The sequence below is a fragment of the Bacillus tianshenii genome (assembly GCA_020524525.2).
GTDB lineage: Bacteria > Bacillota > Bacilli > Bacillales > Bacillaceae_N > Bacillus_AV.
The window spans coordinates 2,786,680-2,813,374 of sequence record CP129018.1 but is presented as its reverse complement, the minus strand read 5'-3'; the positions used below and the strand labels follow the sequence as shown (position 1 = coordinate 2,813,374).

Sequence of the window (26,695 nt, the reverse complement as noted above, 5' to 3'; positions counted from 1 at the left end):
GATGATGAGAGAAGCAGTAATTGTTGGTGGAGTTCGCACACCTGTTGGAAAGAGAAACGGCTTATTGAAAAATGCACGTCCAGATGAATTAGCAGCGATTGTCCTTAAGGAGATTGTTGAAAAGGCAAATATTTCACCAGAGATAGTGGATGATGTCATTATGGGTTGTGTTACACAAGGTGGAGAGCAAAGTGGGGATATTGCCCGTGTGGCAGCATTAACAGCTGGTTATCCAATTGAGATACCAGGGGTGACGATTGACCGGCAATGTGGTTCAAGTCAGCAAGCCGTCCATTTTGCGGCTCAAGCTATTTTGAGCGGAGATATGGACATTGTGGTTGCAGGTGGAGTCGAAAATATGTCACGCGTGCCAATTGGCTCAGCTTATCAAGGTGCGAAGCCTTTCAGTGACAAGCTTACAAATCGTTATGAAATGATTCATCAAGGCTTATCAGCTGAGCGTATTGCAGAAAAATGGGGCTTCAGTCGAATGCAGCTTGATGAGTTTGCGTTAGAAAGTCATGAGAAAGCATTGAATGCACAAGCAAAAGGATGCTTTGAACGTGAAATTCTCCCTTTAGAAGTCACGCTTGAAGACGGTACTAATACGATTATGAAAGATGATGAAGGACCACGAAAAGGAAGCACATTAGAAGGGCTTAGCAGTCTTAAGCCTGCATTTAAGGAAGATGGTGTCATCCACGCTGGAAACTCTAGTCAAATAAGTGATGGAGCAGGAGCTGTACTCGTTATGTCGCGAGAAAAAGCGGTTGAACTTGGGTTGAAGCCACGCTTTCGAGTTTTAACACGTGTTGTAGTCGGTTCGGACCCAACTTTAATGCTCACAGGCCCGATTCCAGCTACAGAGAAAGCACTTAAGAAAGCGAATCTCTCAATTGATGATATTGATATATTTGAAGTGAATGAAGCCTTTGCCCCTGTACCACTTGCTTGGTTGAAAGAAACAGGTGCAGACCCGAAGAAGCTCAACCCTAACGGAGGGGCGATTGCACTTGGACATCCACTTGGTGCAAGTGGGTCACGCTTAATGCTAACGATGATGCACGAATTAGAAAGAACAGGTGGACGTTATGGCTTACAAACGATGTGTGAAGGTCACGGAATGGCAAATGCAACGATTATTGAACGTCTTGACTAACTAAATAATTGGAGCAGATCTCATGTACACGACAATCGGCAAATTGTTTGAGCAACTCGAAACGAGTTTACCTGTTGAAGGATAGGCTTTTGAAATTTCATTTTATAGGGAGGGGTAAGGCGTTATGATGAATGTTCAGTTAACAGTTAGTTCATTGCTCGAGCGTGCAGAGAAGTTTTTTCCGAAGAAGCAAGTGATTTCAAGAATGTCGGCAGGTACAGTGAGGCACTCGTATGCAGAAATCGGCAAACGGACTCGTCGGTTAGCAAGTGCACTTGAACAGCTTGGCGTCGAAAGAGGAGCAAGAGTCGGAACACTTGCCTGGAACCATCATCGACATTTGGAAATCTATTTCGCAGCTCCGGGTATGGGTGCGGTTTTGCATACAATCAATATTAGGCTTTCTCCTGAACATATTATTTATATTGTCAATCATGCAGAAGACCAGGTGTTATTTATTGATGAAGACCTTCTGCCGGTAGTGGAAGCAGTTAAAGATGAACTGAAACCTGTAAAGGCATTTATTGTGATGACAGATAATGAACAAATGCCGGAATCCTCTCTTGAACCACTTTACTCCTATGAACAACTTCTTGAGAAAGGAAACCCTGATTATGAGTTTGTGAAAGATATTAACGAAAATGATCCAGCTGGAATGTGTTATACATCCGCAACAACAGGTAATCCGAAAGGTGTTGTATACTCTCATCGTGGAATTGTCCTTCACAGCTATGCACTCGGTTTGGCTGATACGACAGCACTTTCGGAGAGTGATGCAGCGATGCCTGTTGTGCCGATGTTTCATGCAAATGCATGGGGATTACCGTTTGCGGCGACTTGGTTTGGTTCCACTCAAGTCATGCCTGGTCCGCGCTTTACCCCGAAGGTGATCGCTGAGCTAATTTCAGAAGAAGGTGTTACCTTAACGGCTGGTGTGCCAACTGTTTGGCTTGGCTTATTGAAAGAATTTGAAGAAGGAGATTATGATACGAGCAGTCTTCGCGCTGTATTATGCGGAGGCTCGGCTGCTCCTCGAGGGATGATTAAGGCATTTGAAGAAACTTATAATGTTCCATTTCTTCATGCATACGGCATGACTGAAACAAGTCCGCTTGCAACCGTTTCAAGACTCAAAAGCTATCAAGAAAACTTAAATGCAGAAGAGAAACTCGATGAGCGTGCAAAGCAAGGTATACTTGTGCCGGGTCTTGATATGAAAGTGATTGGTGGTAACGGGGAAATTGAGTGGAATGGGGAAGAGATGGGTGAATTACTTATTCGAGGACCATGGATTGCTGATGAGTACTACCAAGATGAGCGGACAGCTGAAGCGTTTCATGATGGCTGGCTTCATACAGGTGACGTTGTAACAGTTGATTCAGAAGGAATTATTAAAATCATTGACCGTACGAAGGATTTAATAAAGAGCGGTGGAGAATGGATTTCTTCAGTTGATTTAGAAAACGCTTTAATGGCGCATCCGGCCGTCTTTGAAGCGAGTGTCATTGCAGTTCCGCATCCCGATTGGCAAGAACGCCCACTTGCTTGTGTCGTACTGAAAGATGCTTCTAAGGAACAAGTAACGAAAGAAGAATTGCTTGATTTTATCGCACCGCAATTTGCAAAGTGGTGGCTTCCTGATGATGTTGTCTTTATGGATGAAATTCCGAAGACATCTGTAGGGAAGTTCTTGAAACGAGCATTGCGGGATAAACTGAAAGATTATTTAATTCATGAATAATAAATGAGGACAGGGATGCCCCTGTCCTCATTTGTGCAATGGCATCATTAAGTCTCGCCATAATTTTTGGTGTGGAAGTGAATGGTAATAACGCTCTAAGTTTTCGGGCATGTCTTTCCCTACCCATACACCTGTTGTATAGCGGTCAGTTACACCGATATACCAGAAGTCTTTGAAATCATTTGTCGTCCCGGTTTTTCCGCCAATATATTCTGTAGGTACATATGTCGTTCTTGCTGTTCCGCTTCTCACAACAGAGGCAAGCATTTCTCTCATTTTATGATTAGTATCTTTCGACCAAAGCTGCTTTTCACTGTCATTCCAAGAGTAAAGGATTTTACCGTTCAGATCGGTTACTTGTTTAATTGCCCGGGCATGCTTATAGGTGCCGTTATGAGCAAATGTTGTATACGCATTTGTCATTTCTAATGGTGTCATTCCGTAAGTGAATCCCCCAACTGCTGCAGGAAGCCGGTAATCAGCTGGAACAATACGCGCAAAGTCCATTTGTGTAAGATAAGAAAATCCTTTTTCCACGCCAATTGTATCAAGTAAGCGAACAGCTGCTGTATTATATGAATAGGTTAAAGCTGTGTTTAAAGAAGTTGTTCCGTATTTTGCATTATCATAGTTTTGTGGACAGTAGCCATCTTTACAGAAAGAAGCTGCATTTACACTACTATGAATGGAGCGGTTTGTAGCATTTAAATATGGTGCATACACGAGAAGTGGTTTTATTGAAGAACCAGGCTGTCGGTATGCTTGGAACGCTCGATGAAACTCATGCTTTTTATAATCTTTACCTCCTGAAAGGGCGACAATTCGTCGTGTATTATTTTCGATAATGACGGCGGACCCTTCAAGCGGCAGGCTGCCAAGTCGTTGCTGTATTGTTTTGTTCATATGTAGTTGGATGTTTGGTTCAAGATTGGTCTCGATGCGCACACCTTTTTCGAGTAACTCTTGAACACGATATTCTACATGATTTTCTGTTGTTTTTCGTTTTTCCTCATCTGATGTAGCGAGCTTTTCCATATATCCTTCATTTTGAGCGACCAATTCTTTTAATTCTTCCATTACATATGTCGTATAGTTTGGATAACGGTCAATTTTTTGTTCGACTTTTAGTTTGATTTGTTCTCCTTGAGCTTGGGCAAAGGTGGTTGCTGGAATCATGTTCTGTTCGTACATCTTTTTCAATATCCATTCTTGCCGCTGTTTTGTATGCTCAAAGTAATCAACAGGGTTATAATAAGTCGGGTTATTCGGGATTGACGCTAAGAATGCGATCTGTGCTAATGATAATTGTTCAACAGGCTGTCCGAAATAATAATGACTGGCCGCTGAAATTCCGTAATTCCCATTCGCAAAATAAATCGCATTGACATAAAGCCCTAATATTTCCTCTTTTGTATAACGCTTTTCCAGCTGATAAGCATAAAGTAATTCAGTTATCTTTCGTTCATATGTTTGTTCTTGTGATAGGTAAACATTTCTCGTCAATTGCTGAGTAATCGTACTGCCGCCTTGGGCGATATCGGATTGCTTTGCATTTGTTACAGCAGCTCGGACAATCGCTGATGCGTCAAACCCCTTATGTGTATAAAACTGCTTATCTTCAGCTGCCACAAAAGCTTTTTTTACCAAATCGGGAATTTCTTCTGTATTGAGAAATATACGATTTTCTAAACCGTATATTTCAGAAATAATTTCTCCGTTTGTATCCGTCATATAGCTATTTTGTTTCAAGGTGATGTCGTCAAATAACAATTCTTCATTAAGATACTCATCAATTGTTTGCGCCTTGTTTAACTCTTGATAGAAAAAGAGAAAGACTAATAGAAAACTAGTTAATAAAAATAAATTCATAAATACGCCTGATAAGAACTTCATTGTCGTCTCACTCTTTCATAAAAAATAAAAAATTTTCTATTAGGTATAATCAGGGAAATCGTCACATAAAAAATTAAAATAGTAAGTAGGAGGGCAGAGGGTGAGAATAAATCCCTTTGGGTCTACCTTAACTATTTATCGACACATGCAGCGACACTCTTTAACTCGTTAGCATTAATGGCACAAGAAGAGAAGAGACAAGAAATGGTGCTGCGGTTATTGAAAATGGACTAAAAAAAACCCCGAAATGGGGTTTTTTAGTTTCAATTAAAGTTTGAACTCACTGACAAGCTCTTTTAATTGTGTTGAAAGCTGGGCAAGGTGGCGAGAAGACGTGTTAATTTCCTCAATTGCTGCTAACTGTTCTTCTGATGCAGCAGCTACGTTTTGCGTATTAGCTGACGCTTCTTTCGCAGTGCTTTCCATATCTTCCATAGAAGCAGATACTTCTTCCGTACTTGCTGACATTTCCTGAGAGATTGAGGTCATATCCTCCATCCTTTGGGTAATGTCATGGATTGAATGTAAGATATCTGTGAACATGCTGCCAAATGCATGAACAACTTCGATGCCTTTATCGACATCATCTTTATTATGCTCCATAGATGTTACTGCATTTTTTGTGTTGTCTTGCATTTTAACAATTAATGAACTGATCTTAGCCGCAGATTGGCCTGTTTGATCAGCAAGCTTACGAATTTCTTCTGCTACAACTGCAAATCCTTTACCTAACTCTCCTGCTCTTGCTGCTTCAATGGCAGCATTTAATGCAAGTAAATTTGTTTGCTCTGAGATGTCGGTAATGATTTGAATAATCTGTCCAATTTCATTTGAATCTTTGTTTAAAAGGTAAATTGTATCACGTGCATTATTTGTACCTTCTTCAATCTCACGCATTTGCTTAATTGCCTTTTGAACGGCATCATTTCCGTCGTGAGCTTTCTCATCCATATGAACCGCTTCATCTGTAATCGTTGAGGCTGTCTCAGCAATACGTTGAATACCTATTGCCATTTCTTCTAGTGCTCTTGTGTTTTCTTCCGCACTATGAAGTTGGGTATCAGCTCCTTTAGCGACTTCTTGGATGGAGCTTGTTACTTCATTAGCAGCATTTGTCGTTTGTTTAATACTATAGCGCATATTTGAAGCAGAAGAGGCAAGGTCATTCGCACTTTCATGAACTTTGGAGACCATCTTCTTCATGCTTTCGCTCATTCGCTCAAAAGCTCGTGCAAGACTACCGATTTCATCACGTCGATTTACATATTTACTGTCAATATGATGGGTAAAATCCCCTTCGGCTAGTTTTTCTCCGACAGCAATTGTTGCTCGAATTGGCTTGATGATGCTTCGTGCTAAGTATAAAGCAATTGCCATTCCAATCACTTGCATAATAAGGGAAGTAATAAATGTAAGCCATTTTAGTTCATCCAGTCCTTCAAGAAATTCATTTTCAGGGGCTGTAACAGCCAATGACCAGTCTGTTCCATTAATTGGCGCATAGCCGGCTACTTTATCAATACCCTCTAATTTAAAATGGTTTATCCCTTTATCCCCTTTTGTCATTGTCATTAATAGATCTGATAGTGGCTTAAGTGTCGGTTCTTTTTCTGCTTCTTCTACATAGTTAACTTGATTTAATACAAAATCACGATTTTCATGACCAAGAAACGTTCCTTTATTATTAATGATAAATGAGTAACCAGATTTTCCGTACGTAATATCTTTTAAGATATCACTTAAGTAATAACCATCAATTCGTGCGATTAAAGCACCGATAATGTTTTCATTTTGCTTAATAGGGACTGCCATCATAATAACTGCAGAGTTTGTTTTGCGGCTAATGATGACATCAGACATATTTGCTTCGCCTGTTAGCGCTTTCTTAATATAACTGCGGTCACTTAAATCCAGCTTTGATTCATCAACATAATGAGCCATTCCGTCGGTTGAGACAACTGCAAGACCAAGATATTCGAGACGCTCTGCTTCTTTAGAAAGAAGAGGCTTTTGAATACCCCACTGCATGCTCGAAATTTGTGGGTTTGCTGCAAGCATTTCTAATTCAATGAATTTCTTCTTCATTCGTTCCTCAATCACTTTCGAGTTATCCACAGCTTTATTTAACAAACCAACTTCAGCTTCTGCTATTAGTGCAGTCGATGCCCGATTATAGGCTGCGATACCTAATACCGCACACACTAAAATAAGAATGAGTGAAAATGACAGCACAAGCTTTCCATTTAAGCCTTTCATGATTTATCCCCCTTTGATCCCCATCTCACAATCCCATACCAAATAAACTCCTTTATATCTATATGAAAATTTTAGCAAAATAACAAGACGAACGTAACGATTTTCATAAATAATTCGTTAAATATAGGTCTTTAGTCATTGTTTTGTATAAAAAAATAGACAATGCATCAGCATTGTCTTTGGCGAAAGAGTTTAAATTATTGAAAAAATTAATGAGATGCTATAATTCCCATAGACTATTAAGAAGAAAAATATTCCTTTTCAAGCTCTTTAAGGTTAGTGATCGAACGTTCAGCCCATAGCGTCTCTTCTGTCTTGAGCTTTGCTAATTGTTCATCGAGGGCTTGCCGAAGAGATTGGTCGTATGGTGGAACCTCTTCTTCATAGGGCTTCACTTGTTGCTTAAGCATATTTGTTTGCTCCCGATAGGCAAGCGCTTTTCGCTCATGGAAAAGCGGTACATCTGCTTGTTGCGGGTTATGAAGGTCTCCTTGTTGCGGATGTTTCAGAACAGCAAGAATTCGAACGAGATAATGACGAGGGCGAATATCTGTAATTTCACCAATATATTTTCCTGTCTTATACATTCCTGTGACAACATCACCAATTTGAAGTTCTGTTTGCATTAAATTTACACCTCAGCTTAGTACATTTTTTTGAAATAATGTTATAAAATTCTTACAAAATGTGAATTTCTTGTGAGATAATTATAACATAGATATTTAATGGCAGTTTCTAGAAGCTTATGGGAGGTAGTTAAGGGGGAATGGGCGTGTTTTTTACGAAGAAAGTGAATGTTGAAGGTTATGTTCATCCATTACAAAAAACGGATATCGATGCAATGGAGAGTGCGCAAGACAAGCTGAATTTCTTGCAAATGAGGCAAAAAGATTTGTTGCAGCTGAAGAAACTGACTCCGTTAATTGAAGAGTATGTTCAGCCGATCACAGAACGTCATTATGAGATGCTTCAGCAGTTTCGGGGATTAGACGAGATTATCCAAACACACAGCACCGTTGACCGACTTTCTAAGACATTTGTACAATATCTTCGTTCAATACCAGAAGCTGATTTTGGTGCTGGATACATTAGAAGTAGAGCGAAAATTGGTCAAATACATAGTAAAATTAAGTTAACTCCTGAATGGTACACAGGTTCTTATATGCGAGTCTATGAATACTTAATCCCTGCGATTATTAGTGAATATCGTAATCAACCTAGTGAAATGGCTGATATCTTACTTGCTTTGCTTCGTGCTATTACGTTTGACTCTCAAATTGTCCTCGACTCCTATCAAAGCGAAAATGACTTTAAAGTGGTAGATGGTCAAAGCCAAGTGATGGAAATTATGATGGGCATTGATCAAGTGAAAGACGTGCTTGACAAAGTAGAACATACGAAACACGAGAGTGAAGGGGTAAGTACAGCGGCAGAACAGCTTACTGCCTCCGTTGAAGATGTTGCCAAAGCTGCTGTTGGTGTAGCTGAGAATACAGAGAATACCGTACAACAGGCCAACAAAGGACAAGAGGTCATTGAGAACTCATTGAAAGGCTTCTTAACAATGGCTGATGATTTCATGGATATGAAAGAAAAAATAAGTACGCTTTCTGATGAGATGAAAAAAGTGGCTGATGTTGTGCAATTTATTCGCGGTGTTGCGGAGCAGACAAACCTGCTCGCATTAAACGCTTCAATTGAAGCAGCTCGAGCTGGGGAACAAGGTAAGGGCTTTGCTGTTGTAGCTGAAGAAGTAAGAAAGTTAGCCGAAGAAACGACCAAATCTGTTAACAAAATTACAGAAACGATGCAAGGAATTGTGAAAGAAGCGGTGGATGTTGGTGATATGTCTAATAATATGTCAAACCAACTCAATACGAGGGTTGAGCAAGCACAAGATTCTCTTTCTGCTATTGATCAAATCGTCACAAATATTCAGAGTATTGGAAAAGAAATTAATAATATTGCAGCGATATCTGAAGAGCAGTCTGTTGCAACAGAGGATATTTCCAAGCGTATATTTGAAGTACTCACAAATGTAAATGATATCGAAGAAAGTGTAAATTTGATGGGACAAAATGTTTATGAGGCAAGTGTACGTACAGATAAAAGTAGAAGAGATTCAATTAAAAGTATTCAAACATTACAAGACAGGCACATCTTACGCATTGTGAAGACAGAGCATAAGTTATGGAAGTGGTGGCTCTATAATGCAGCTCTAGGTTACCACCACATAAGTGAATCTGAATTAGTTGATGCACATAAATGCCGTCTCGGAAAATGGTATGATGCGATGGAACGCAGTCAGTCAGAAATCACCGGACTACAGGCATTTAAATTGTTAAAAGATCCACATCAGCGTGTTCATGACATTGCCAAGCAAATATTCCGTGATATCAAAGCAAGGAATGAGGAAAATCTAGAAAAAGATTTTCAATTACTAGATGAAGCTTCTCAAGAGGTTGTTCAACTTTTGGACGAAATTTATCATAAAGTTGATTCTTTATGACAGCTGTGAAAATATGTTACAATGAAAAGTGCAATGTTCGACATTGTGCTTTTTATTTGAAGTGGAAGGAGGCGCAGCAACTTTGGGGGACTACCTTTATTTTCCGGAAAATAAGCTAGAGTATATTCCTTCTGTCATTATGCTTCTTATTATTGTTGTTGCTGCTGTTTTAACAGTAATCCTTTTTAAGAAGATCTCAAACCGCCAAATGGTTAAAGCAAAAGAATTAGAAAAACAGCTTGGTTACGAACTTGAAGATAAACAAAATCAACCAAACCATTCTTCTCATTAATAAAGAGGCCGTCATTGAACGGCTTCTTTTTTTTGGAGAAAGAGCTGGTATTTATAGATAAATTCCTCTAAATGTTTTTTGTTTCGGCCTTCAGTTTTCTTATAGACTTGTGTTTTTTTGGAGATAATGCAAAGGAACAACTTGAAGGACTGGAGGTATATCATGCAAAGAGTGTTTCTATTTGGGATGCTTCTCATTCTATTAACAGCTTGTGCAAATAAAAATCAACACCCTTCTTCATTGGAAGTGGAATTATTTAATACAGATGGTGATTCTGCTGGAACGGCGAAACTTCAAGAAAAAGCAGATGGTGTAAAGATAGAATTAGATGTAAGTGGGTTGGAAAGCGGTTGGCACGGCTTTCATATTCATGAAGAAGGTACATGTGAAGGACCAGATTTTAAATCAGCTGGAGCTCATTATAACCCAGAAGATATGGAGCACGGACTGTTGAATCCAAAGGGACCACATGCAGGTGATCTGCCGAATGTTGAAGCAAATGAAGATGGAGAAGTGAAAGTAGATGTTATGGCGCCGAATGTTACGTTAAAAGAAGGGAAGAACTCCTTATTGAAAGAAGGAGGCACGGCCCTTGTTATTCATGAGAATGCAGATGACGGGATGACACAACCTGCCGGTGACGGAGGCAAGCGCGTGTTGTGTGGAGAGATTCAAACTGAACAAGAAAAGAAAGCAGAAGAGTGATAAGGTTAACAGCCTCTCACTCTTTTTTTTCGTTTAGAGCGTTTTTAGTTTGCGAGTTCGTCACATGGATTTCGTATTTTCCTCACATTTAGTTGCTATGCTAACAGCATCTTATAAGGCAAGGGGAAGGTGTATGACGCATACTTACAAGCTGATTTTACCGATATTATTTGTTGTTATAAGTTGGTGTATGCCTGCTCCTGTTGAAGGAGAAGAGGTAAGCGTTACGCCTGAGAAAGGTGCTCTACAAAGAGCGATCGCTTCTGCTAAAGAAGGGGATGAACTTGTTCTTACTCCAGGTGTATATAATGAAAAAATCAAAATTAATAAATCACTCAAAATTAAAGGGAAACAAGGTGTAGTAATTGATGGGGGAGGAGAAGGAAACGTTATTGTAATTAAGGCACCCAACGTTCGGTTGGAAAATATTGAAATTCAAAATAGCGGCAGTTTGAAACAAGAGGCTGGTATACGGATAGAGGGAGACCGAGCACAAATTATATCTAACAGCTTGCAACGAGTTCATTATGGTATCTACATTGCAAAAGCAGATGCTGTACAAATAATCGATAATCAGATTATTGGGGATGATACACATTTTTCAAAGCGGGGAAATGGGATTCATCTTTTTCATGCAACACATACAACAATTGCAGAGAATAATATATCGCATGTTCAAGATGGGATTTACTTTGACTTTGCCAAAAACACAGCTGTAACGAAAAATGAGATAACAAATGCACGGTATGCGGTTCATTTAATGTTTTCAGAGAAGGCCGCTGTGAGTGAAAACAAGCTTTCTAACAATATTAATGGCCTTATGGTGATGAGTACGAAATATGTTGACATCTTTCATAATGACATTCTAAAAAACCTTCACTTTCGAGGCTATGGTGTCTTGTTGTATGAAACGGATGATGTAACCTTGCAAGACAATCGAATAATTTCAAACAGTACAGGCCTTGCTCTTCAATATTCGGAGGGCAGCTTAGTACGCTCGAATGTCATTGCTGGTAATCATGTAGGAATCGAACTGACAGGTGAAAATGTTGATACAAGCCTAATGAAAAATAACGTTATTGGGAATGTCATTCAATTACAAGAGAAAGCGATTAAGGAAGATGTCCGTATTGAAAGCAGCGGAAACTACTGGGACGACTACCGCGGCGGTGACTTGAATGGTGATGGCTTTGGTGAAATCCCATATCAAGCGAGTGAAGCTCTAACAGACCGTAATCCTTATTTTCAATTTTATTTTGAAAGTCCGGCGCTAATGCTTCAGCAAAGAATCTCTCGGATGCTCCCTGTTCGAGAGGAAAGCTCTTTGATTGAAGAAAAGCCGTCGGTATCGCCAAATGACTTATATAAAACTACACCTGAGGCGGTTCCAGGGTCCTTTCCATTTGAAGTATTCATTGTTGGGGTTATAAGTACTCTAGGGAGTTTAGGTATCTTTTATAGTGGGAGGAGGAAGCAACGTGTATAAACGGTTGTTTCTATTAGGAGCAATACTACTGTTAATGAGCGGATGTGGAAAAGAAAAAGAAGTACAGCCAAGAGAGATAAAACCAGAGGTAGATGCATGTGTTGTTTGTCAAATGTCGATTGTTCATACAGATTTTGCTACGCAAATCGTTGAACAAAATGGGGAGTCACATATTTTTGATGACTTGGGTTGTATGATGGAATATATGGAGAAGCAAATTGACGAGGAAGATGTTGCAGGAGCATTTGTGAAAGACTTAGAAGACGGTGATTGGATTAAGATGAATGAGGCTGTTTATGTATATGATGAGGAGTTTTGGACTCCGATGGCTTATGGTGTCGTTTCATTCTCTTCTAAGGAAAAGGCAGAAGCATATATAGCAGAACAGAAAAAAGGAAAACTGCTCCAATATGAAGACTTAAAGACATTTGATTGGGGATTTTAGTGATGACTCAACTAGTTAGAACGGTAATAAAACAAGAGCTGACTGTCATGATGAGAAGCAAATGGATCATAAGCTTCGCTTTGTTGTTTGCGTTGCTTTCATTTATGATGATTACTTTTGGTGGTACGGATGAGGGTAGCAGCTTTACAGGGTTTAACCGCTTAACAGCTTCAATGTTGAATAGCTCGCTTTTTTTGGTCCCATTATTGTCTTTAATGACAGGGGCAGTTTCACTTTCAGGTGAAAAGGAAGACGGGCATTTGAAGCTTTTATTAACGTATCCAGTTTCAATTGGAAGCATTCTTACTGGGAAATATATCGGAATGCTAATCGGTGTCGGGAGTGCAGTGTGCTTTGGATTTGGCATTTCGGGTGTCTTCTTATTTCAAACAGACTCCTTTATGCCCTCGGTTTATTTTCTATTTTTTAGTTTTACATTGCTGCTTGCATCAATGTTTCTTGCTGTTGGTTTTTTAATAGGAATGATTTCAAAAAGTCGTCTTCAAGCTCTTGGACTTAGTTTGTTTGCTTGGGCTGGTTTTGTATTGTTTTATGAATTTATCGTGATGGGGCTTCTGACAATTGTACAGCAGCAGGCAGCTATTTCGCTCCTAACGGTATCTGTTCTATTAAACCCTGCCGAATTGATTAGGGTATGGACAATTGTGGCGATGAACAGTGCCTCGATCTTTGGCCCTCACTTATATGATTTAACGGTGTGGAGTGAAAGTACGGTTGGTCAATTGCTGTTCATTCTGTCGGTCATAGCTTGGATTATTCTTCCGCTTGCATGTTCGTATTTGATCCTGAATCGAGGTGTTCAGTATGAGTAAGGAAACAGTAATAGAAGTAAGTAATCTTCAGAAGGTGACGAAGAAAAAAAGCCGTTTGCAGGATGTCAGTTTTCGAGTATATCGTGGTGAATGCTTTGCCTTATGTGGAGGAAATGGAGCAGGGAAAAGTACGTTTTTAAATATTTTAACAGGGCAGTTAAAGCCAACAAGCGGTGAAATAAATGTGCTCGGTAGCCAGCCTTCCCAGAGAAATGTTTCCTACAAGCGATTATTTTCGTACATGCCTGACCATACATTGTTTCCCTCGACACTTACAGGATATGAAACCCTTCTTTACTTTGCTAAGCTTCAAGGTATTGCGCTTGAAAGAGTTGAAGAGTTGCTGGATAGGGTCGGGTTGTTGGAAGCTGCGAATAATAAAACACAAACGTATTCAAAAGGCATGCAGCAACGGCTCGCTTTAGCACAAGCACTGTTACCGCAGGCTCCGTTATTAATCTTAGACGAACCGACAAACGGAATGGATCCATACTGGGTATATCGATTTAAAGAAATGATTCAAGACGAGAAAAAGCGTGGAACAACGATTATCTATACCTCTCACATTATGCATGATGTTGAAGAAGTAGCAGACCGGGCAGCATTTTTGAATGAAGGTCAGCTGCTTACGATACAAACAATTGATAAGTTCAACGAAATAGGCGGACTTGAAAAAATTTTCTTTCAAACCATTCATCATACACAAAAAAGCGGGTAGCTCTAATGAGTAACCCGCTTTACTGCTATTCATGCATATGACCCTCGTGACCTTCACTTTCCATTCCTTCATTCTTTTCTTTCATCATTTCCATTTTCTTTTTCATCCGTTGTTCAGCCTCTGTATCTAATGCATCGAGCATAATAATTTCGCCATTTTTCTCTGGGTTATCTGCAAGGAATTTGTCTGCATTTTCTTTCGAAGCGAAAAAGGCAATTTCATATTTCATTGGTGTTTTAAGGTCAGCCTTTACAAGCGTTGCTTCCTCAAGCTTGACCCATTCTAATGTATCATGGTCACGTACCCAGGAAATTTGAGGCTCTTCGCCTGTTTTTCGACTATAGTTCAGCAGACAGCCAGAGTCATCAAAGAAAAGATGTTCACCATCTTTTGTCACCATTTGTGCTGTGAAAGCACCCATCTCTTCATCTTTTTGATACACCTTCATGTTACAGAAAGCGCACTTTTCATCCTCTGCTGGTTCTTGAGGCTGGATTGCTATTTGTTGCTCGTTATCCGTTTCGGCGATTGTTAGTTGGCTGTTAGTTGGCTCATTTTGCTCTGTTTGAGGAGCAGCCTCTTCTGTATTCTGTTGGGCACATCCTGTAAGAAGTGCTATCACTAAAGCTGTACCGACTAATACCTTACCCTGCATGTTTTTTCCCCCTTGAAATGAATAGATTGTTCTTAACAATGAATGTAGCAGGCAGATGTGAGAGAAGTGTGTGAAAGGTATATGGGAAAAAAGAAATCTTTCGAATGAACTTCATTTTTTCCTCACATTTAAAGCGTATAATAATTGAAAAATGACCTTGTTAAATGGGGAGATGCGGATGAAGAAAGCTGTACTGTACTTCAGCTTATTAATCGGAATATTAACTGGATGTAATCAGGAACAATATGAAGCACTATCACCTGAAGAAGAAGTGCTGATTAGTGTAAATGTTTTTGATAGCAGCTTGTCGTTTTTTGATGTATCTGAGTATAAAGAACTTGCTACATGGGACTTGCCTTTTCCATTAACAGGTGCTGAGCTTTTTCCAGATGGAGAAAAGGTTCTTTTATATGGAAAGGGATTAGAGCAAGTTTATGTATATGATTTAACGACAGGAAAGCAGGTTGAAAAGTGGGAAACAGGAAAGGGAATAACAAATGTCCGGCTTTCTCATCGTGGAGAACAGTTTTATGTTGCTGATGAGAGTGAAAGTCAAATCCGCTTCTTTGATTTAGAGGGCCGGGAAAAAGGTGCGGTTTCAGTCGGAAAGGCCCCGCTCTCAATGGTTGAGAGCAAGACAGGAGGAGAGTTATATGTTCTTCATTTTGAAAAGGCCGAAATTGATGTCATTGATGTTCAGGCACGTAACGTTGTTCGTAAGCTTCCGGCAAAAGAAGCGGCAACAGGGCTGATTTTATTAGAAGACCAACAGGAGCTTTGGTTTGGAGGGCATGGAGCAGGTGTGGAAGTTCAGAATAAGATTTCCGTGCTTTCACTAGAACAAGGACGAATTAGTTCAGAAATCGAGGCACCTGTTATGCCTGTTGCTTTTGCACAAGCAGACGAGGATATTTTTGCACTAAGTCATGGGTCAAACACATTGCGAAAAATTGATCCAGCTACAAAAGAAATAAAGGAAACGCTTACGGTAGGGGCAAACCCTTTTACGTTAACAACATCTAAAAGAAAGATCTATATTGCAGGTTATGACAGCAATGAAATTCAAGTAGTGGATTCGGATACAATGAAGAAAAAGGCAACGATGCAAACAGGTGAAGGACCATTTCAATTGTTAGTGTGGGGAGGGGAGAACTAATGGAGCAACCAGTTATCTTAATTGTTGATGATGAACCAGATATGAGAGAGCTAGTTAGCATGTATCTTGAAAGAGCTGGCTATGTATGTTTGGAAGCAGGGGATGGAGAAGAGGCTTTGCAGGTGATGAAAGTAGAAAAAGTTGATCTAATTTTACTTGATATTATGATGCCGAATTTAGATGGGTTCCGCTTTTGTATGAAAGTTCGCGAAACGTCAAATATTCCAATTATTTTTCTCACAGCCCGTGGCGATGAATGGGATCGTGTGCATGGATTGAAGCTTGGAGCGGATGATTATATCGTAAAGCCATTTAGTCATCAGGAATTAACGGCTCGTGTTGAAGCAGTATTACGACGTACAAATGTCTATGCAAAACAACAACCTACCGATTATAAACAGTACGGGAGCCTTGAAATTAATGAAAAGGGAAGACAAGTGAAAGTGAATGGCCAACAGATTACACTTACCTTAAAAGAATATGAGTTATTAATCTTTTTCACTGTTCATGAAGGACAAGCTTTAACAAGAGATCAACTTCTTGAACGGGTGTGGGGGTACGATTATGTTGGTAGCCCACGGACAGTTGATACGCACGTGAAGACATTACGGCTTAAGCTGAACGAAGCAGGGGACTATATCCAAACAGTTTGGGGAATTGGCTATAAATTTGAGGTTGCGTAATGAAAAGGCGATTCTCTTTGACATTTTCATTAAATCAAAAGCTTTGGTTAACTGTCATCCTTATGGTAGTAGCTGCCGTAATTGTCGCTTATGCAGGAACAAATATATTTTATAAAAAATTATATGTCGAACAAATGGAGTCATCCTTGCGCAATGAAGCAGATGCGCTTGCAGCAGAGTATACGGGTGGTGACATTTCCCCTGACCTTCAAGAAAAGGTTGAATGGTATAACAAAGTGTCAGAGGCAGAAGTATTTCTTGTCAATAACCCTCGTGAATTAAGTGCTTGTTTGCCGTTCGACATTGATTACCAATCCATTATTGGCGAGAAAGAGCGAAGAGAGCTTGTAAATGGCAAAGTGATTACAAAACTTGGCTATGAGGAGCGTTTTAATCGGCAAATAATGGGTGTGATTATGCCGCTTCTCGATGAAAATCGTTTAAAAGGTATTATCTACTTATATATCCCGCTTGCAACGGTTGATGAAATCTTTCAAGAAGCACGGTTACTGATTATTGGAATCGGAGCGTTATTTACAATCGCTATTTTATTAATTGGCAGAGTGATTATTAAGAAATTAACTAGCCCGCTCAAAAGGATGGAACGGATCGCATATCAAATGTCACAAGGACAGTTTCGAGAGAAGGTGCCAATTACGACAAATGATGAAATAGGCCGACTGGGCAAGGCGTTTAACCAAATGGCAGATGCATTGAAAGAAGAAGATGAACGAAGACAAGAATTCTTAGGCAATGTTTCACATGAGCTGCGAACACCGATTAGTTATTTGAAAGGCTATAGCGAAGCCTTAAAGGATGGAATTGTTGAATCGAAAGAAGACCAGAAGAAGTATCTTGGAATTATTCATCGAGAAGCGAAGCGAATGCAGCGGCTTGTCCATGATTTATTAGAACTAGCGAAAATGGAAGGTGATCTGTTTCCGCTAGAGAAGACCCCACTTGTTTTCGCTCAACTGATTGAAGATACGTTAGAAAAGTTCGAGCATCCTTTGGTCGAAAAAAACTTAAAGCTCAAAACAGACTTGAACCCTGATGTTATTGTGCTAGGAGACGAAGACAGGCTGGAGCAAGTTATTCATAATATTGTAGATAATGCAATACGATATACACCCTCAGGAGGGGCTATCACCGTTCGTTTAACAGAAGGGACTGAATATTGTCGTTTGTCTGTAGAGGACACAGGAGTCGGTATTCCACAGGAAAGCCTCCACCGTATTGGTGAACGATTCTATCGAGTTGATAAAGCACGCTCTCGAGAAAGTGGAGGGACAGGCCTGGGAATTGGAATAGTGAAGAATATTATTCAAAAGCATAATGGCAAATGGCATATTGACAGTGAAGAAGGGAAAGGTACCACCGTCACGGTTCAATTGCCACAAATGAAATAGAGAGGCAGGCAGATGCCCGCTTCTCTATTTGCTTTTTACGAAGATTAATAAATGGCCTTGTGTTGTTCCTTCAACCACTTGCGGAATAATTGTATGAAGAGTGAAGCCTTCCTCCGCCCAAGCATTTAGTGAGTATTTTAACTGTGTTGCTGTTTTTTCATTTTCTAAGCTTCCTTTTAACATATACGTTTCATAATGCATTATTTTTCCTCCTTATGTACCTTCCTAAAATAAAAAATAGGTATAACGTTTGGTTATTTTTACTTTAAATAGATTATTTTTATAACTCTTGTATTGTATTTTATAGGGAACGTTTTGCATGTACAAGCAGTTTTTTACGAATGATAAGACAATAAGGTGTCATGTAGGGGTGGAAACAAAGCTATGGATGAAACAATTGTTGTCATTGTCCGTTCGTTTATTACGTTCTTTTCATTGCTTATTTATGCAAGGTTGCTGGGAAAGCAGCAGATGGGAAATTTATCTTTCTTTGATTATATAAACGGCATTACGATCGGCTCGATTGGCGGAGCATTAGCAACTGACCTATCAACGAAGGCGTGGGTTCACTGGGTCGGATTAACAACATTTATTGCGATTGCTTTTACATTGCAATTAATTGGTTTAAAGAACAGAGGATTAGCAAAGGTGGTCGCATCTGATCCAATCATCGTTTTACAGGAAGGAAAGATGCTAGAGGAGAATTTGAAAAAGATGCGTGTCACCCGGGATGAATTACTCGTTTTGTTGAGGCAGAAAGATATCTTTGATATAACGCAAGTTCAATATGGGGTAATGGAACCGAATGGAAAGTTATCAGTTTTATTAAAAGGAGAATATCGTTCAGTTACTCCAAAGGATCTATCTTTAACTGTTAACGAAACAGGGTTAAGTACAGATGTCATTTATGATGGGTTAATTCTACAAGGAAACCTTCATAAACGTAATAAAGAGGTACATTGGCTGTTAGATGAACTACATAAGCAAGGTGTGAGGCAAATTAGCGAAGTGGCTTATGCCGCACTATTGCCTAACAACAAGCTGTATGTGGACAGATTTAAAGATCAACTTCAAAGTGATCCTTATTTGAACAGTGAAGAACAATAAGCATATTAATGTATAAAGGTGATGGCATGAAGCATCTTCTTATCTATATCATTTCAGGGTTATTTATAGTTGTAAGTATTGTCGTGATGACAAGTGGACAGTGGGTGAAGGACTCTTATAGTAAAAATGACCAAGTATTAGAGGCTGTCCAAGCAATTGAAGCGGAAGCAAAACAAAAAAATTGGGAGCGTGCAGAAGAAAAAGCTGAATATTTAACAAAGGCCTGGGAAAAAGTCGTAAACCGAATTCAATATAGTGTGGAGAGGGAATCGATTAATGACGTTACAGCTTCAATCTATCAAATGAAAGGTGCCATTGAAGCGAAGGATGCTTCTGCTGTTCAGCAAAATACAGCTTATTTTTATAAATTGTGGAAAGAATTAGGCCGTTAATCCCTTTGTTTTCAGCAAAAAATAATCTGTTATATAAAAGCTATGAGAAAATTCCATTAATGAAGCTTAAATTATCAGTATTTTCTGCTATAATGGGTAGAAAATCTTTTATTCATCGTATTGAAATCAGTTAGGAAAGGATGTTCGTTAACATGGGGGAAAAGGAACTTGAGCTACTGGAAGTATTAGAGAAGAATGGACGGTTGCCAATCTCAGATCTAGCAAAGATGCTTGATTGTACGGACGCTGAAATTGAAAAAATGATTTCACAGTTAGAAGAGGAGAAAGTCATTTTAAAATATTCAACAGTTGTTGATTGGCAAAAAGTGAATGTCCAGCAAGGTGTAACAGCAATGATTGACGTGAAAGTTACACCAAAAAGAGATGTCGGGTTCGATGATATTGCCGAAAGAATTTACCGTTTTGATGAAGTGAAGTCAGTCTATTTGATGTCTGGGGCATATGATTTGTCCGTTATCATAGAAGGAAAAACACTTCACCAAGTATCGCGCTTTGTTTCAGAAAAGCTATCAACATTGGATTCTGTCTTATCAACTACGACTCATTTTATTATGAAAAAATATAAGCATGACGGAACGATTTTTGCTGAAAAAGAAAAAGATCGCAGAATTGTGGTGTCACCATGAGTGGAACATACTTATCGAAGACTGTCCAAGAATTGAAGCCGTCTGGTATTCGTCGTTTTTTTGATTTAGCGGCAAGCATGGATGACGTCATTTCTCTTGGTGTTGGAGAGCCTGATTTTGTCACACCATGGTCTGTATGTGAAGCAAGTATTCAATCATTGGAAGATGGATTTACAGCTTATACAGCAAATGCAGGCTTGTTGGAATTGCGTGAGGCTATTTCTCAATATTTGTTGCAGTCTTATGGAGTACAATACTCAGCACAGGAAGAAATTCTTGTCACGGTTGGAGCTTCACAAGCATTAGATTTAGCGTTACGGGCAATTGTAGACCCTGGTGATGAAGTAATTATTGTTGAACCAAGCTTCGTTTCATACGGCTCGCTCGTTTCTTTAGCTGGAGGTAAGCCTGTTTCAGTAGCAACAACGAGTGAAAATGAGTTCAAGCTTCAACCAGAACAAATTGAAGAAGCTGTTACAGAGCGTACTAAGGGAATTATGCTATGTACTCCAAATAATCCGACAGGCTCGATTCTAAATAAAGAAGAGCTGTCTGCAATTGCAGAAATCGTAGAGAAGTATGACCTTGTCGTCATTTCTGATGAAATTTATTCAGAACTAAGCTATGACGACCCACATTGTAGTTTTTCTTCTTTACCAAGAATGTTTGAACGGACGATTTTAATTAATGGATTTTCGAAAGGCTTTGCGATGACAGGATGGCGTCTCGGTTATGCAGCTGCTCCTGCAGAGATATTGCAATCGATGCTGAAGATTCATCAGTATGCAATGATGTGTGCCCCTACGATGGCTCAGCATGGAGCATTAGAGGCGCTTCGACATGGTCAAGAAGATGTTGAAAAGATGCGGAGAGATTACTACCGCCGTCGTAACTACTTTGTTAATTCATTAAATGAAATTGGTATGGACTGTCATATGCCTGGCGGCGCGTTCTATGCATTCCCTTCAATTAAGCAAACGGGCATGACAAGCGAAGAATTCGCTGAAAATCTATTAAAAGAAGAACGTGTAGCCGTTGTTCCTGGTAATGTGTTTGGCGCCGGCGGTGAAGGTCATTTGCGTTGTTCATATGCATCATCAATTGAACAATTACAAGAAGCAATTAAACGAATGGGTCGCTTTATGGAGAAAATCAACGTAAAGCCAACCATCAAAGCAAAAACCGGAAGCTAGAAAAGCGGAAAGCGCCCGGTTATCGGCGACAAGCACAAGACGAGCACTGTCGAAGGCGCTCTTTGCCTTCAGAAGTGAATGGCTTGTGACCTCGAGCCGATGGCGCTTGAAGCTAGCCAAATAGAAAAGCGCCTGTATAAAAAAAGCAAAGCCACATACGTAGCTTTGCAAAAATAGGGGGGAATACTGTTTATACATTAATACTTTAACCAGTATAACCTCCTTTTAAACGCAAAAAACGCTTGCCTAATAGAATCATTGGGCAAGCGTTTTTTGGTATATTTTAAATCAGCCCAACTGCATTAAGGAAGATGAGAATAATGCCAATAGGCAGTAGGTATCGAACAGCGTTATACCAGATTGCAAACAATGAGGCGCTCATTGTACCGCCTTCATTTACCTCAGCAAATAGACTTTCCTTGGACATACGCCGGCTTACAAACAAAGCAATTAATAAGCCGCCTAGTGGAAGCAAGATGTTGCTGCAAAGATAGTCTGCGAAATCAAACCAAACCTTACCGAACAGTGTGAATTCTCCAAGCAACCCGAATGAAAGGGCTGAAGGAATACCTGTAATAAATACGAGTAAGCCAATAATCCAAGAGCTTTTCCGTCTTTTCTCTGTATCATCTTTTGCCACAGAAGCAACAACAATTTCAAGAATTGAAAATGCTGATGTTAATGTTGCAAATAACAAAAGAATTAAGAAAATGGCAAAGAAAAAACCACCAAAAGCAATTTTATCGAATACAGCTGGAAAGATGATGAAAATAAGCTCAGGTCCAGCACTTGGATTAAACCCTAACGCGAAAACAGCAGGGAAAATTGCTAGTCCAGCTAATAAAGAAATCAAGATATTTAACGAAACAACAGATGTGACTGACCGTGGAAGATTTTCTGATTTTGGTAAGTAAGAACTGTACGTTACCATTACTGAGATTCCAACACTTAACGCAAAGAATGCTTGGCCTAACGCCATAATCACCGTCTCAGCTGTTAATTTTGAAAAGTCAGGGCTTAATAAAAATTTAACGCCTTCCATTGCCCCTTCAAGTGTAAGGGAGCGAATCACAAGCACAATGAAAAGAATAAATAGTGCTGGCATCATATATTTGCTGGCTGTTTCAATGCCTTTTTTAACACCATTTTGTACAACGAAAATTGTGAGGAGCATAAAAATAAACTGTGCAATCGGCACTTCCCACGGGTTAGCAATAATGGAATTAAATAATTGACCATACCCATCATTTGATAAGTTACTTAGTTGCCCTGTGAGACTACGGAATAGGTAAGAAAGAATCCATCCGCCAACGACACTGTAGAATGAAAGTAATAGAAAGGACGTTACAACTCCTAAATAGCCGACATAGTGCCATTTACTATTCGGAGCCAGTGTACGATATGAATCCACCGCATCTTTCTGAGAGCGGCGTCCAATTACAAACTCTGCGAGAAGCATTGGAGCTCCAAGGAAAATTGTGAAAATTAAGAACAAAAGGAAAAAGACGCCTCCACCATTCATTCCGGCCATATATGGGAACTTCCAAATTGCCCCTAAGCCGATTGCTGAACCGGCTGCAGCAAGAATGAAAGCAATCTTTGAGGACCATTGTTCATGATTTGTCATAGCTGTACCACTCCTTTGCTGTAACTGTTTCATTTTTTACTTGTCAAGTTTAAACGATTTTTTCACTATAAAATGTCCTTGCTTGCTTGTCAACTTGGGAAAAAATTCTTAGAGGCAATGAAACAAATAAAAGGATAAATGCGTTTAATGAGGTGAGAGGGGGAGCAAGGGAATGTCGGAAGAAGAACTCATAATAAAAGCAAAAAATGGGAACCGCCAAGCGTTTCAGCAGCTTGTTGAAATGTATTACCCAACTGTCGAACGTTTTGCCTTTCAGCTAGGAAATCCACATCACGAAGTCGACGATATCGTACAGGAAGTCTTCCTGAGGGTATACAGGTTTCTAGATCAGTTTTCTCAAAATAAATTTTCGACTTGGCTTTATAAAATCACATTAAACGTTACACGTGATATGGCAAGGAAGAAGTCGCAAAACCTTCGAAAAGTCGTCAAGATTAAAAAAGAACGTACAGAGGACCAACCTCCTGTGGAAAAATACATTTTGCAGGATGAAGATGACAGGGTGTTGCATCAATGCATCCAAAGGCTGGACGAAAAATATCGACTACCGATCTTATTGTTTTATTTTCATGACAAAAAATACGATGAAATTGCCCATATATTAGATGTCCGCCTTCCGACTGTGAAAACCCGTATGCTACGGGCCAAACAAATGTTGAAGAAGCTGTTGAAAGAACAAGCAGAAGGTGGTGAGCATCATGGATGATCGATTATTAGAAAAACGCCTAAATAAATTAAAAGATGAATATGAAAAAATGCCTTCTTCAACATCTGCTGATAAGGTAACTAATTATGTCTTTACACAAGAGAAGAAGCGATGTAAGAAGATGCGTTTCTCAAAGCTTCCTTCTATTGTCAGTAGTGTTGCTGTTATTTTAATTGCATGCATATTAGGTGCTCAATATATTCTTCCACAAAATGATGGGCAGCTAAGTAAGGAAGGGTCAGAAGTTCTTTCAGCGAAAGAGGAGGCTGACCAGCTGACAGACAAAGAAAAAGCTCTTATTAAAGAGGAAATCAATACTCATATTGACAAGAAGCTTGAGCAATTAAGAAGCATGACAACGTTAACAAATTTAGAGCAAATAGATTATGTCGACCAGGTTGTACAACAAGTGAATGAGAATTTATATACCATTTATGAACATGGAGATATGCTATATGTTGGGGATAAGAAGACGTCAAAGGGAATTGAGAAAGATGCAAAAGCGTATCTAGATTATAAATTGAATATTCCAGCAGCCAATCTTCAAGCCTTTGAAAAAAATGGAGCTGAGTGGTATGAGAGCGAAGAACAGCTTCTTGATATTTTAGAAAAACAACAACAATTAAGTGAAATTTTGATCGTTGAATGGCAGGAAAAGAATTTCCGTCAGCAGGTTTCCTCTATTCCGCAAGATAAGTTAATTCATCGTTTGAATGAACCAAGTACGATAGAAAATGCTCAAGTTCGTCATTTTGCAGAATTTGTTCAGAAAAATGGTCTTGTCTTTGTGGAAAATGGAGAAGGAATGCTCGGGATTGCAATAAATTATAAATGGATGCAGAAGCAATTGTATGATGAATTATCTGCACAAATAAATGATTATTTTGCAATTCGCCAAAACCTTAATGTCGTATCTGATGGAACGTTAACAATTAGTTGGGATGAATTAGCTGATCGTATTATCAATCTTGAGGATTTTATGATGAGAAATCCTACTTTCAGTAAGAGTCCTGATTTGCATCAATATTATTACCAATTTTTAACCTATTATCTTTTTGGGATAGATAATTCACCTGTATTTGATTCGAATGGAAAGTTACTACCGGAAGTGAAAGACAGCTATGAACGTTTTATGCAAATGTACGATAATCAACAAACATACTATACAATTAAAGGTTATTATGATATCCTGCAAAAAAATCAATTTGTACGTTCGAAAGAGTCTTCTTCCTATGTTATCGGAGGATTAAGTCAGCGAGTTTCAATTCAATCACCAAAACAATCCGAATCAGAAGAAAAGCTTCTTCCACTAGGAGATGACTTATCAAGCGTATATAGGGAATTTGCAAGTTCTAAGGATGAAGCCAAGTTAAAAGGGTTAAGTCCGCTTGATGTGATGCGTCTATATGTACATGCAGAAGAAATCAATGATATTGAAACAAAGTATGCGTTATATATGCATGGTAACAATTATTATGTTCCTGCGAAGGATGAATATATGAGCTCAGTGAATGAAGTTCCTTCAGTTGACTGGAAATCAATTAATGAACAAATTGATTCAATTGATACAGAATCAATTGATGAGCAAACACGAGTTGTGAAAATAATCCTAACTGAAGAGCAGGAGCCAAAGTACTTTCGATTATTGAAGAATGATCAAGGTATTTGGAAGGTATCTTGGCTACCGATGCAGTGACAATATTTTAAGAAATATTATCAATTTATTATGCACGTAGCAAGCAAGCTTGAAGCATCCAGAAAGACAAACAGTTCTTTGCATTATTTCCCGACTTGTGCTATAATCTAAAATTGCGCAAAAACGAAAAATTGGGAGTGTTTCCATTGGCAGAAAAATATCAAGTTGGAAGTGTATTAACAGGTAAGGTAACTGGTATTCAACCATACGGTGCGTTCGTTGCTTTGGATGAAGAGACTCAAGGTCTTGTCCATATTTCTGAAATTACTCATGGCTATGTAAAAGATGTAAATGAGCATCTTTCAATCGGTGATGAAGTAAACGTGAAAGTTCTTTCAGTTGACGAAGCAAAAGGCAAAATCAGCCTATCAATTCGTGCAACACAAGAGCCTCCAAAACAAGAGGAAAAGAAAGAGCGTCGTCCTAAGCGTCAAAACAATGCGAAGAAGCAGGAAGAAGAAACAACTCCAGCTGGTTTCAACACATTGAAAGACAAGCTGGAAGAGTGGATTGACCAGTCTTCAGACCGTAAAAAATTCCTTAAGAAGTAATTAAGGTGAAAAAGGAAGGTGTCCATGTGGACGCCTTCCTTTTTTGATCCAGCTGCGGCGCCTAGGAGCTCGAGGTCATAAGTCAGCCTGCTGCGAGGACAAAAAGCGGTCCTCTCCGCATTCTGCCTTATGCTTGTCGCCCCTGAGCAAGGCGCCTCCGCTTTTCTTTGATCCAGCTGCGGCGCCTAGGGGCTCGAGGTCATAAGTCAGCCTGCTGCGAGGACAAAAAGCGGTCCTCTCCGCATTCTGCCTTATGCTTGTCGCCCCTGAACAAGGCGCCTCCGCTTTCGACGCACAGGATGTGCTAGTGCAGGCGTTGTCACAGGACGTGACGTTCTTAGCCAGCGTTCCTTTGATCCAGCTGCGGCGCCTAGGGGCTCGAGGTCATAAGTCAGCCTGCTGCGAGGACAAAAAGCGGTCCTCTCCGCATTCTGTCTTATGCTTGTCGCCCCTGAGCAAGGCGCCTCCGCTTTTCGTATTAACGGCTTGGTTCTGGGGCGCGTTCTAGTTCTTGGTCTGGTTTGAATAGAAGTGTAAGGGCGTAGAGGCCTGCGATGCCTACTAGGCCATAGACGATGCGTGAAAGAGCAGCGTCTTGTCCTCCGAAGATTGCTGCGACTAAGTCAAATCTGAAGAAACCAATAAGTCCCCAGTTGATTGCACCGATAATAACAAGTGCAAGTGCTGTACGTTGTAAACCACTCATATTATTGCCTCCTTAAATTTCATCGTTCACTTGATATCATGCGAATTGATATGGTTATTTATTCATTCATTTTTTAACAAAATGTATATTGCTTTACTTTTATTTTTTA

At 39.5% G+C, this 26,695-nt stretch carries 26 protein-coding genes; 19 read left to right on the top strand and 7 right to left on the bottom strand.

Features of this window, described 5'->3' with window-relative positions:
- Window positions 1–4: 4 nt before the first annotated feature.
- On the top strand, window positions 5–1,159 hold the full coding sequence (locus LC040_14245) for a thiolase family protein (GenBank protein WLR53303.1): 1,155 nt from the start codon (window positions 5–7) through the stop codon (window positions 1,157–1,159).
- A 124-nt stretch (window positions 1,160–1,283) separates the two neighbouring features.
- Complete coding sequence (locus LC040_14240; GenBank protein WLR50413.1) at window positions 1,284–2,900, top strand: long-chain fatty acid--CoA ligase; 1,617 nt, start codon at window positions 1,284–1,286, stop codon at window positions 2,898–2,900.
- A gap of 27 nt (window positions 2,901–2,927) precedes the next feature.
- Here the strand turns inward: LC040_14240 and LC040_14235 are convergent, their stop codons facing one another.
- The 3 genes from LC040_14235 to LC040_14225 all read right to left on the bottom strand — a co-directional run bounded on the left by LC040_14235 (window position 2,928) and on the right by LC040_14225 (window position 7,675).
- Complete coding sequence (locus LC040_14235; GenBank protein ID WLR50412.1) at window positions 2,928–4,793, bottom strand: transglycosylase domain-containing protein; 1,866 nt, start codon at window positions 4,791–4,793, stop codon at window positions 2,928–2,930.
- Window positions 4,794–5,060: 267 nt separating this feature from the next.
- Window positions 5,061–7,049 (bottom strand): methyl-accepting chemotaxis protein, encoded by a 1,989-nt coding sequence (locus LC040_14230; GenBank protein ID WLR50411.1) that lies wholly within the window; start codon window positions 7,047–7,049, stop codon window positions 5,061–5,063.
- A gap of 239 nt (window positions 7,050–7,288) precedes the next feature.
- Complete coding sequence (locus tag LC040_14225) at window positions 7,289–7,675, bottom strand: kinase-associated lipoprotein B (protein WLR50410.1); 387 nt, start codon at window positions 7,673–7,675, stop codon at window positions 7,289–7,291.
- A 146-nt stretch (window positions 7,676–7,821) separates the two neighbouring features.
- Between LC040_14225 and LC040_14220 the strand changes: the two genes are divergently transcribed.
- From LC040_14220 to LC040_14190, 7 genes are all read left to right on the top strand, one after another.
- Entirely contained in the window at window positions 7,822–9,558 is a 1,737-nt protein-coding gene (locus LC040_14220) for a methyl-accepting chemotaxis protein (protein ID WLR50409.1), read from the top strand.
- An 82-nt stretch (window positions 9,559–9,640) separates the two neighbouring features.
- A complete protein-coding gene (locus LC040_14215; GenBank protein WLR50408.1) occupies window positions 9,641–9,850 on the top strand; it encodes a hypothetical protein in 210 nt (69 codons plus the stop codon).
- Between the two features lie 162 nt (window positions 9,851–10,012).
- Window positions 10,013–10,555, top strand: a complete 543-nt coding sequence (locus tag LC040_14210; protein ID WLR50407.1) for a superoxide dismutase family protein — start codon at window positions 10,013–10,015, stop codon at window positions 10,553–10,555.
- Between the two features lie 133 nt (window positions 10,556–10,688).
- The gene (nosD, locus tag LC040_14205) at window positions 10,689–12,041 is read left to right on the top strand and encodes a nitrous oxide reductase family maturation protein NosD (protein ID WLR50406.1); all 1,353 of its coding nucleotides are present in this window, start codon (window positions 10,689–10,691) and stop codon (window positions 12,039–12,041) included.
- On the top strand, window positions 12,034–12,486 hold the full coding sequence (locus LC040_14200; protein ID WLR50405.1) for a nitrous oxide reductase accessory protein NosL: 453 nt from the start codon (window positions 12,034–12,036) through the stop codon (window positions 12,484–12,486). Before nosD ends, LC040_14200 begins: the two co-directional genes overlap by 8 nt.
- Window positions 12,487–12,488: 2 nt before the next feature.
- Window positions 12,489–13,319 (top strand): ABC transporter permease subunit, encoded by an 831-nt coding sequence (locus LC040_14195; GenBank protein ID WLR50404.1) that lies wholly within the window; start codon window positions 12,489–12,491, stop codon window positions 13,317–13,319.
- Window positions 13,312–14,037 carry an ABC transporter ATP-binding protein gene (locus LC040_14190; protein ID WLR50403.1) on the top strand — a complete coding sequence of 242 codons (726 nt, stop codon included), beginning with the start codon at window positions 13,312–13,314 and terminating at the stop codon, window positions 14,035–14,037. Before LC040_14195 ends, LC040_14190 begins: the two co-directional genes overlap by 8 nt.
- A 25-nt stretch (window positions 14,038–14,062) precedes the next feature.
- Here LC040_14190 and LC040_14185 read toward each other — a convergent pair whose 3' ends face one another.
- Complete coding sequence (locus LC040_14185) at window positions 14,063–14,692, bottom strand: nitrous oxide reductase accessory protein NosL (GenBank protein ID WLR50402.1); 630 nt, start codon at window positions 14,690–14,692, stop codon at window positions 14,063–14,065.
- A 178-nt stretch (window positions 14,693–14,870) separates the two neighbouring features.
- Between LC040_14185 and LC040_14180 the strand changes: the two genes are divergently transcribed.
- The 3 genes from LC040_14180 to LC040_14170 are packed head-to-tail and all read left to right on the top strand — an operon-like array spanning window position 14,871 to window position 17,940.
- Window positions 14,871–15,848 (top strand): YncE family protein, encoded by a 978-nt coding sequence (locus tag LC040_14180; protein WLR50401.1) that lies wholly within the window; start codon window positions 14,871–14,873, stop codon window positions 15,846–15,848.
- On the top strand, window positions 15,848–16,531 hold the full coding sequence (locus tag LC040_14175) for a response regulator transcription factor (protein WLR50400.1): 684 nt from the start codon (window positions 15,848–15,850) through the stop codon (window positions 16,529–16,531). The genes LC040_14180 and LC040_14175 overlap by 1 nt, the downstream gene beginning before the upstream one ends.
- The gene (locus LC040_14170) at window positions 16,531–17,940 is read left to right on the top strand and encodes an ATP-binding protein (GenBank protein ID WLR50399.1); all 1,410 of its coding nucleotides are present in this window, start codon (window positions 16,531–16,533) and stop codon (window positions 17,938–17,940) included. The genes LC040_14175 and LC040_14170 overlap by 1 nt, the downstream gene beginning before the upstream one ends.
- A 24-nt stretch (window positions 17,941–17,964) precedes the next feature.
- On the opposite strand, the gene LC040_14165 is transcribed toward LC040_14170, so the two are convergent.
- Window positions 17,965–18,141 carry a hypothetical protein gene (locus LC040_14165; protein WLR50398.1) on the bottom strand — a complete coding sequence of 59 codons (177 nt, stop codon included), beginning with the start codon at window positions 18,139–18,141 and terminating at the stop codon, window positions 17,965–17,967.
- 183 nt (window positions 18,142–18,324) lie between these two features.
- Here LC040_14165 and LC040_14160 point away from each other — a divergent pair, with 183 nt between their 5' ends.
- The 4 genes from LC040_14160 to LC040_14145 all read left to right on the top strand — a co-directional run bounded on the left by LC040_14160 (window position 18,325) and on the right by LC040_14145 (window position 21,279).
- Complete coding sequence (locus tag LC040_14160) at window positions 18,325–19,047, top strand: DUF421 domain-containing protein (protein WLR50397.1); 723 nt, start codon at window positions 18,325–18,327, stop codon at window positions 19,045–19,047.
- Window positions 19,048–19,073: 26 nt separating this feature from the next.
- Entirely contained in the window at window positions 19,074–19,439 is a 366-nt protein-coding gene (locus tag LC040_14155; GenBank protein ID WLR50396.1) for a DUF4363 family protein, read from the top strand.
- Window positions 19,440–19,591: 152 nt separating this feature from the next.
- Entirely contained in the window at window positions 19,592–20,086 is a 495-nt protein-coding gene (locus LC040_14150; protein ID WLR50395.1) for an Lrp/AsnC family transcriptional regulator, read from the top strand.
- Window positions 20,083–21,279 (top strand): aminotransferase, encoded by a 1,197-nt coding sequence (locus LC040_14145; protein ID WLR50394.1) that lies wholly within the window; start codon window positions 20,083–20,085, stop codon window positions 21,277–21,279. Before LC040_14150 ends, LC040_14145 begins: the two co-directional genes overlap by 4 nt.
- Window positions 21,280–21,562: 283 nt before the next feature.
- On the opposite strand, the gene LC040_14140 is transcribed toward LC040_14145, so the two are convergent.
- Entirely contained in the window at window positions 21,563–22,906 is a 1,344-nt protein-coding gene (locus LC040_14140; protein WLR50393.1) for a sodium-dependent transporter, read from the bottom strand.
- A gap of 172 nt (window positions 22,907–23,078) precedes the next feature.
- On the opposite strand from LC040_14140, the gene LC040_14135 reads away from it, so the two are divergent.
- The 3 genes from LC040_14135 (at window position 23,079) to yugI (ending at window position 25,880) form a co-directional block, all read left to right on the top strand.
- Window positions 23,079–23,633, top strand: a complete 555-nt coding sequence (locus LC040_14135; protein WLR50392.1) for an RNA polymerase sigma factor — start codon at window positions 23,079–23,081, stop codon at window positions 23,631–23,633.
- Window positions 23,626–25,329 (top strand): hypothetical protein, encoded by a 1,704-nt coding sequence (locus LC040_14130; protein WLR50391.1) that lies wholly within the window; start codon window positions 23,626–23,628, stop codon window positions 25,327–25,329. Before LC040_14135 ends, LC040_14130 begins: the two co-directional genes overlap by 8 nt.
- Window positions 25,330–25,475: 146 nt before the next feature.
- Complete coding sequence (gene yugI, locus LC040_14125) at window positions 25,476–25,880, top strand: S1 domain-containing post-transcriptional regulator GSP13 (protein WLR50390.1); 405 nt, start codon at window positions 25,476–25,478, stop codon at window positions 25,878–25,880.
- A 478-nt stretch (window positions 25,881–26,358) separates the two neighbouring features.
- On the opposite strand, the gene LC040_14120 is transcribed toward yugI, so the two are convergent.
- Entirely contained in the window at window positions 26,359–26,586 is a 228-nt protein-coding gene (locus LC040_14120) for a DUF378 domain-containing protein (protein WLR50389.1), read from the bottom strand.
- Window positions 26,587–26,695: the final 109 nt, after the last annotated feature.

What these genes read in the sequence shown, in the direction of transcription:
- LC040_14245 (WLR53303.1), top strand. Translation starts at nt 5, where the DNA reads ATGAGAGAAGCAGTAATTGTTGGTGGAGTTCGCACACCTGTTGGAAAG.
- LC040_14240 (WLR50413.1), top strand. Translation starts at nt 1,284, where the DNA reads ATGATGAATGTTCAGTTAACAGTTAGTTCATTGCTCGAGCGTGCAGAG.
- LC040_14235 (WLR50412.1), bottom strand. Translation starts at nt 4,793, where the DNA reads ATGAAGTTCTTATCAGGCGTATTTATGAATTTATTTTTATTAACTAGT.
- LC040_14230 (WLR50411.1), bottom strand. Translation starts at nt 7,049, where the DNA reads ATGAAAGGCTTAAATGGAAAGCTTGTGCTGTCATTTTCACTCATTCTT.
- LC040_14225 (WLR50410.1), bottom strand. Translation starts at nt 7,675, where the DNA reads ATGCAAACAGAACTTCAAATTGGTGATGTTGTCACAGGAATGTATAAG.
- LC040_14210 (WLR50407.1), top strand. Translation starts at nt 10,013, where the DNA reads ATGCAAAGAGTGTTTCTATTTGGGATGCTTCTCATTCTATTAACAGCT.
- nosD (WLR50406.1), top strand. Translation starts at nt 10,689, where the DNA reads ATGACGCATACTTACAAGCTGATTTTACCGATATTATTTGTTGTTATA.
- LC040_14195 (WLR50404.1), top strand. Translation starts at nt 12,489, where the DNA reads ATGACTCAACTAGTTAGAACGGTAATAAAACAAGAGCTGACTGTCATG.
- LC040_14190 (WLR50403.1), top strand. Translation starts at nt 13,312, where the DNA reads ATGAGTAAGGAAACAGTAATAGAAGTAAGTAATCTTCAGAAGGTGACG.
- LC040_14185 (WLR50402.1), bottom strand. Translation starts at nt 14,692, where the DNA reads ATGCAGGGTAAGGTATTAGTCGGTACAGCTTTAGTGATAGCACTTCTT.
- LC040_14180 (WLR50401.1), top strand. Translation starts at nt 14,871, where the DNA reads ATGAAGAAAGCTGTACTGTACTTCAGCTTATTAATCGGAATATTAACT.
- LC040_14175 (WLR50400.1), top strand. Translation starts at nt 15,848, where the DNA reads ATGGAGCAACCAGTTATCTTAATTGTTGATGATGAACCAGATATGAGA.
- LC040_14170 (WLR50399.1), top strand. Translation starts at nt 16,531, where the DNA reads ATGAAAAGGCGATTCTCTTTGACATTTTCATTAAATCAAAAGCTTTGG.
- LC040_14165 (WLR50398.1), bottom strand. Translation starts at nt 18,141, where the DNA reads ATGCATTATGAAACGTATATGTTAAAAGGAAGCTTAGAAAATGAAAAA.
- LC040_14160 (WLR50397.1), top strand. Translation starts at nt 18,325, where the DNA reads ATGGATGAAACAATTGTTGTCATTGTCCGTTCGTTTATTACGTTCTTT.
- LC040_14155 (WLR50396.1), top strand. Translation starts at nt 19,074, where the DNA reads ATGAAGCATCTTCTTATCTATATCATTTCAGGGTTATTTATAGTTGTA.
- LC040_14150 (WLR50395.1), top strand. Translation starts at nt 19,592, where the DNA reads ATGGGGGAAAAGGAACTTGAGCTACTGGAAGTATTAGAGAAGAATGGA.
- LC040_14145 (WLR50394.1), top strand. Translation starts at nt 20,083, where the DNA reads ATGAGTGGAACATACTTATCGAAGACTGTCCAAGAATTGAAGCCGTCT.
- LC040_14140 (WLR50393.1), bottom strand. Translation starts at nt 22,906, where the DNA reads ATGACAAATCATGAACAATGGTCCTCAAAGATTGCTTTCATTCTTGCT.
- LC040_14135 (WLR50392.1), top strand. Translation starts at nt 23,079, where the DNA reads ATGTCGGAAGAAGAACTCATAATAAAAGCAAAAAATGGGAACCGCCAA.
- LC040_14130 (WLR50391.1), top strand. Translation starts at nt 23,626, where the DNA reads ATGGATGATCGATTATTAGAAAAACGCCTAAATAAATTAAAAGATGAA.
- LC040_14120 (WLR50389.1), bottom strand. Translation starts at nt 26,586, where the DNA reads ATGAGTGGTTTACAACGTACAGCACTTGCACTTGTTATTATCGGTGCA.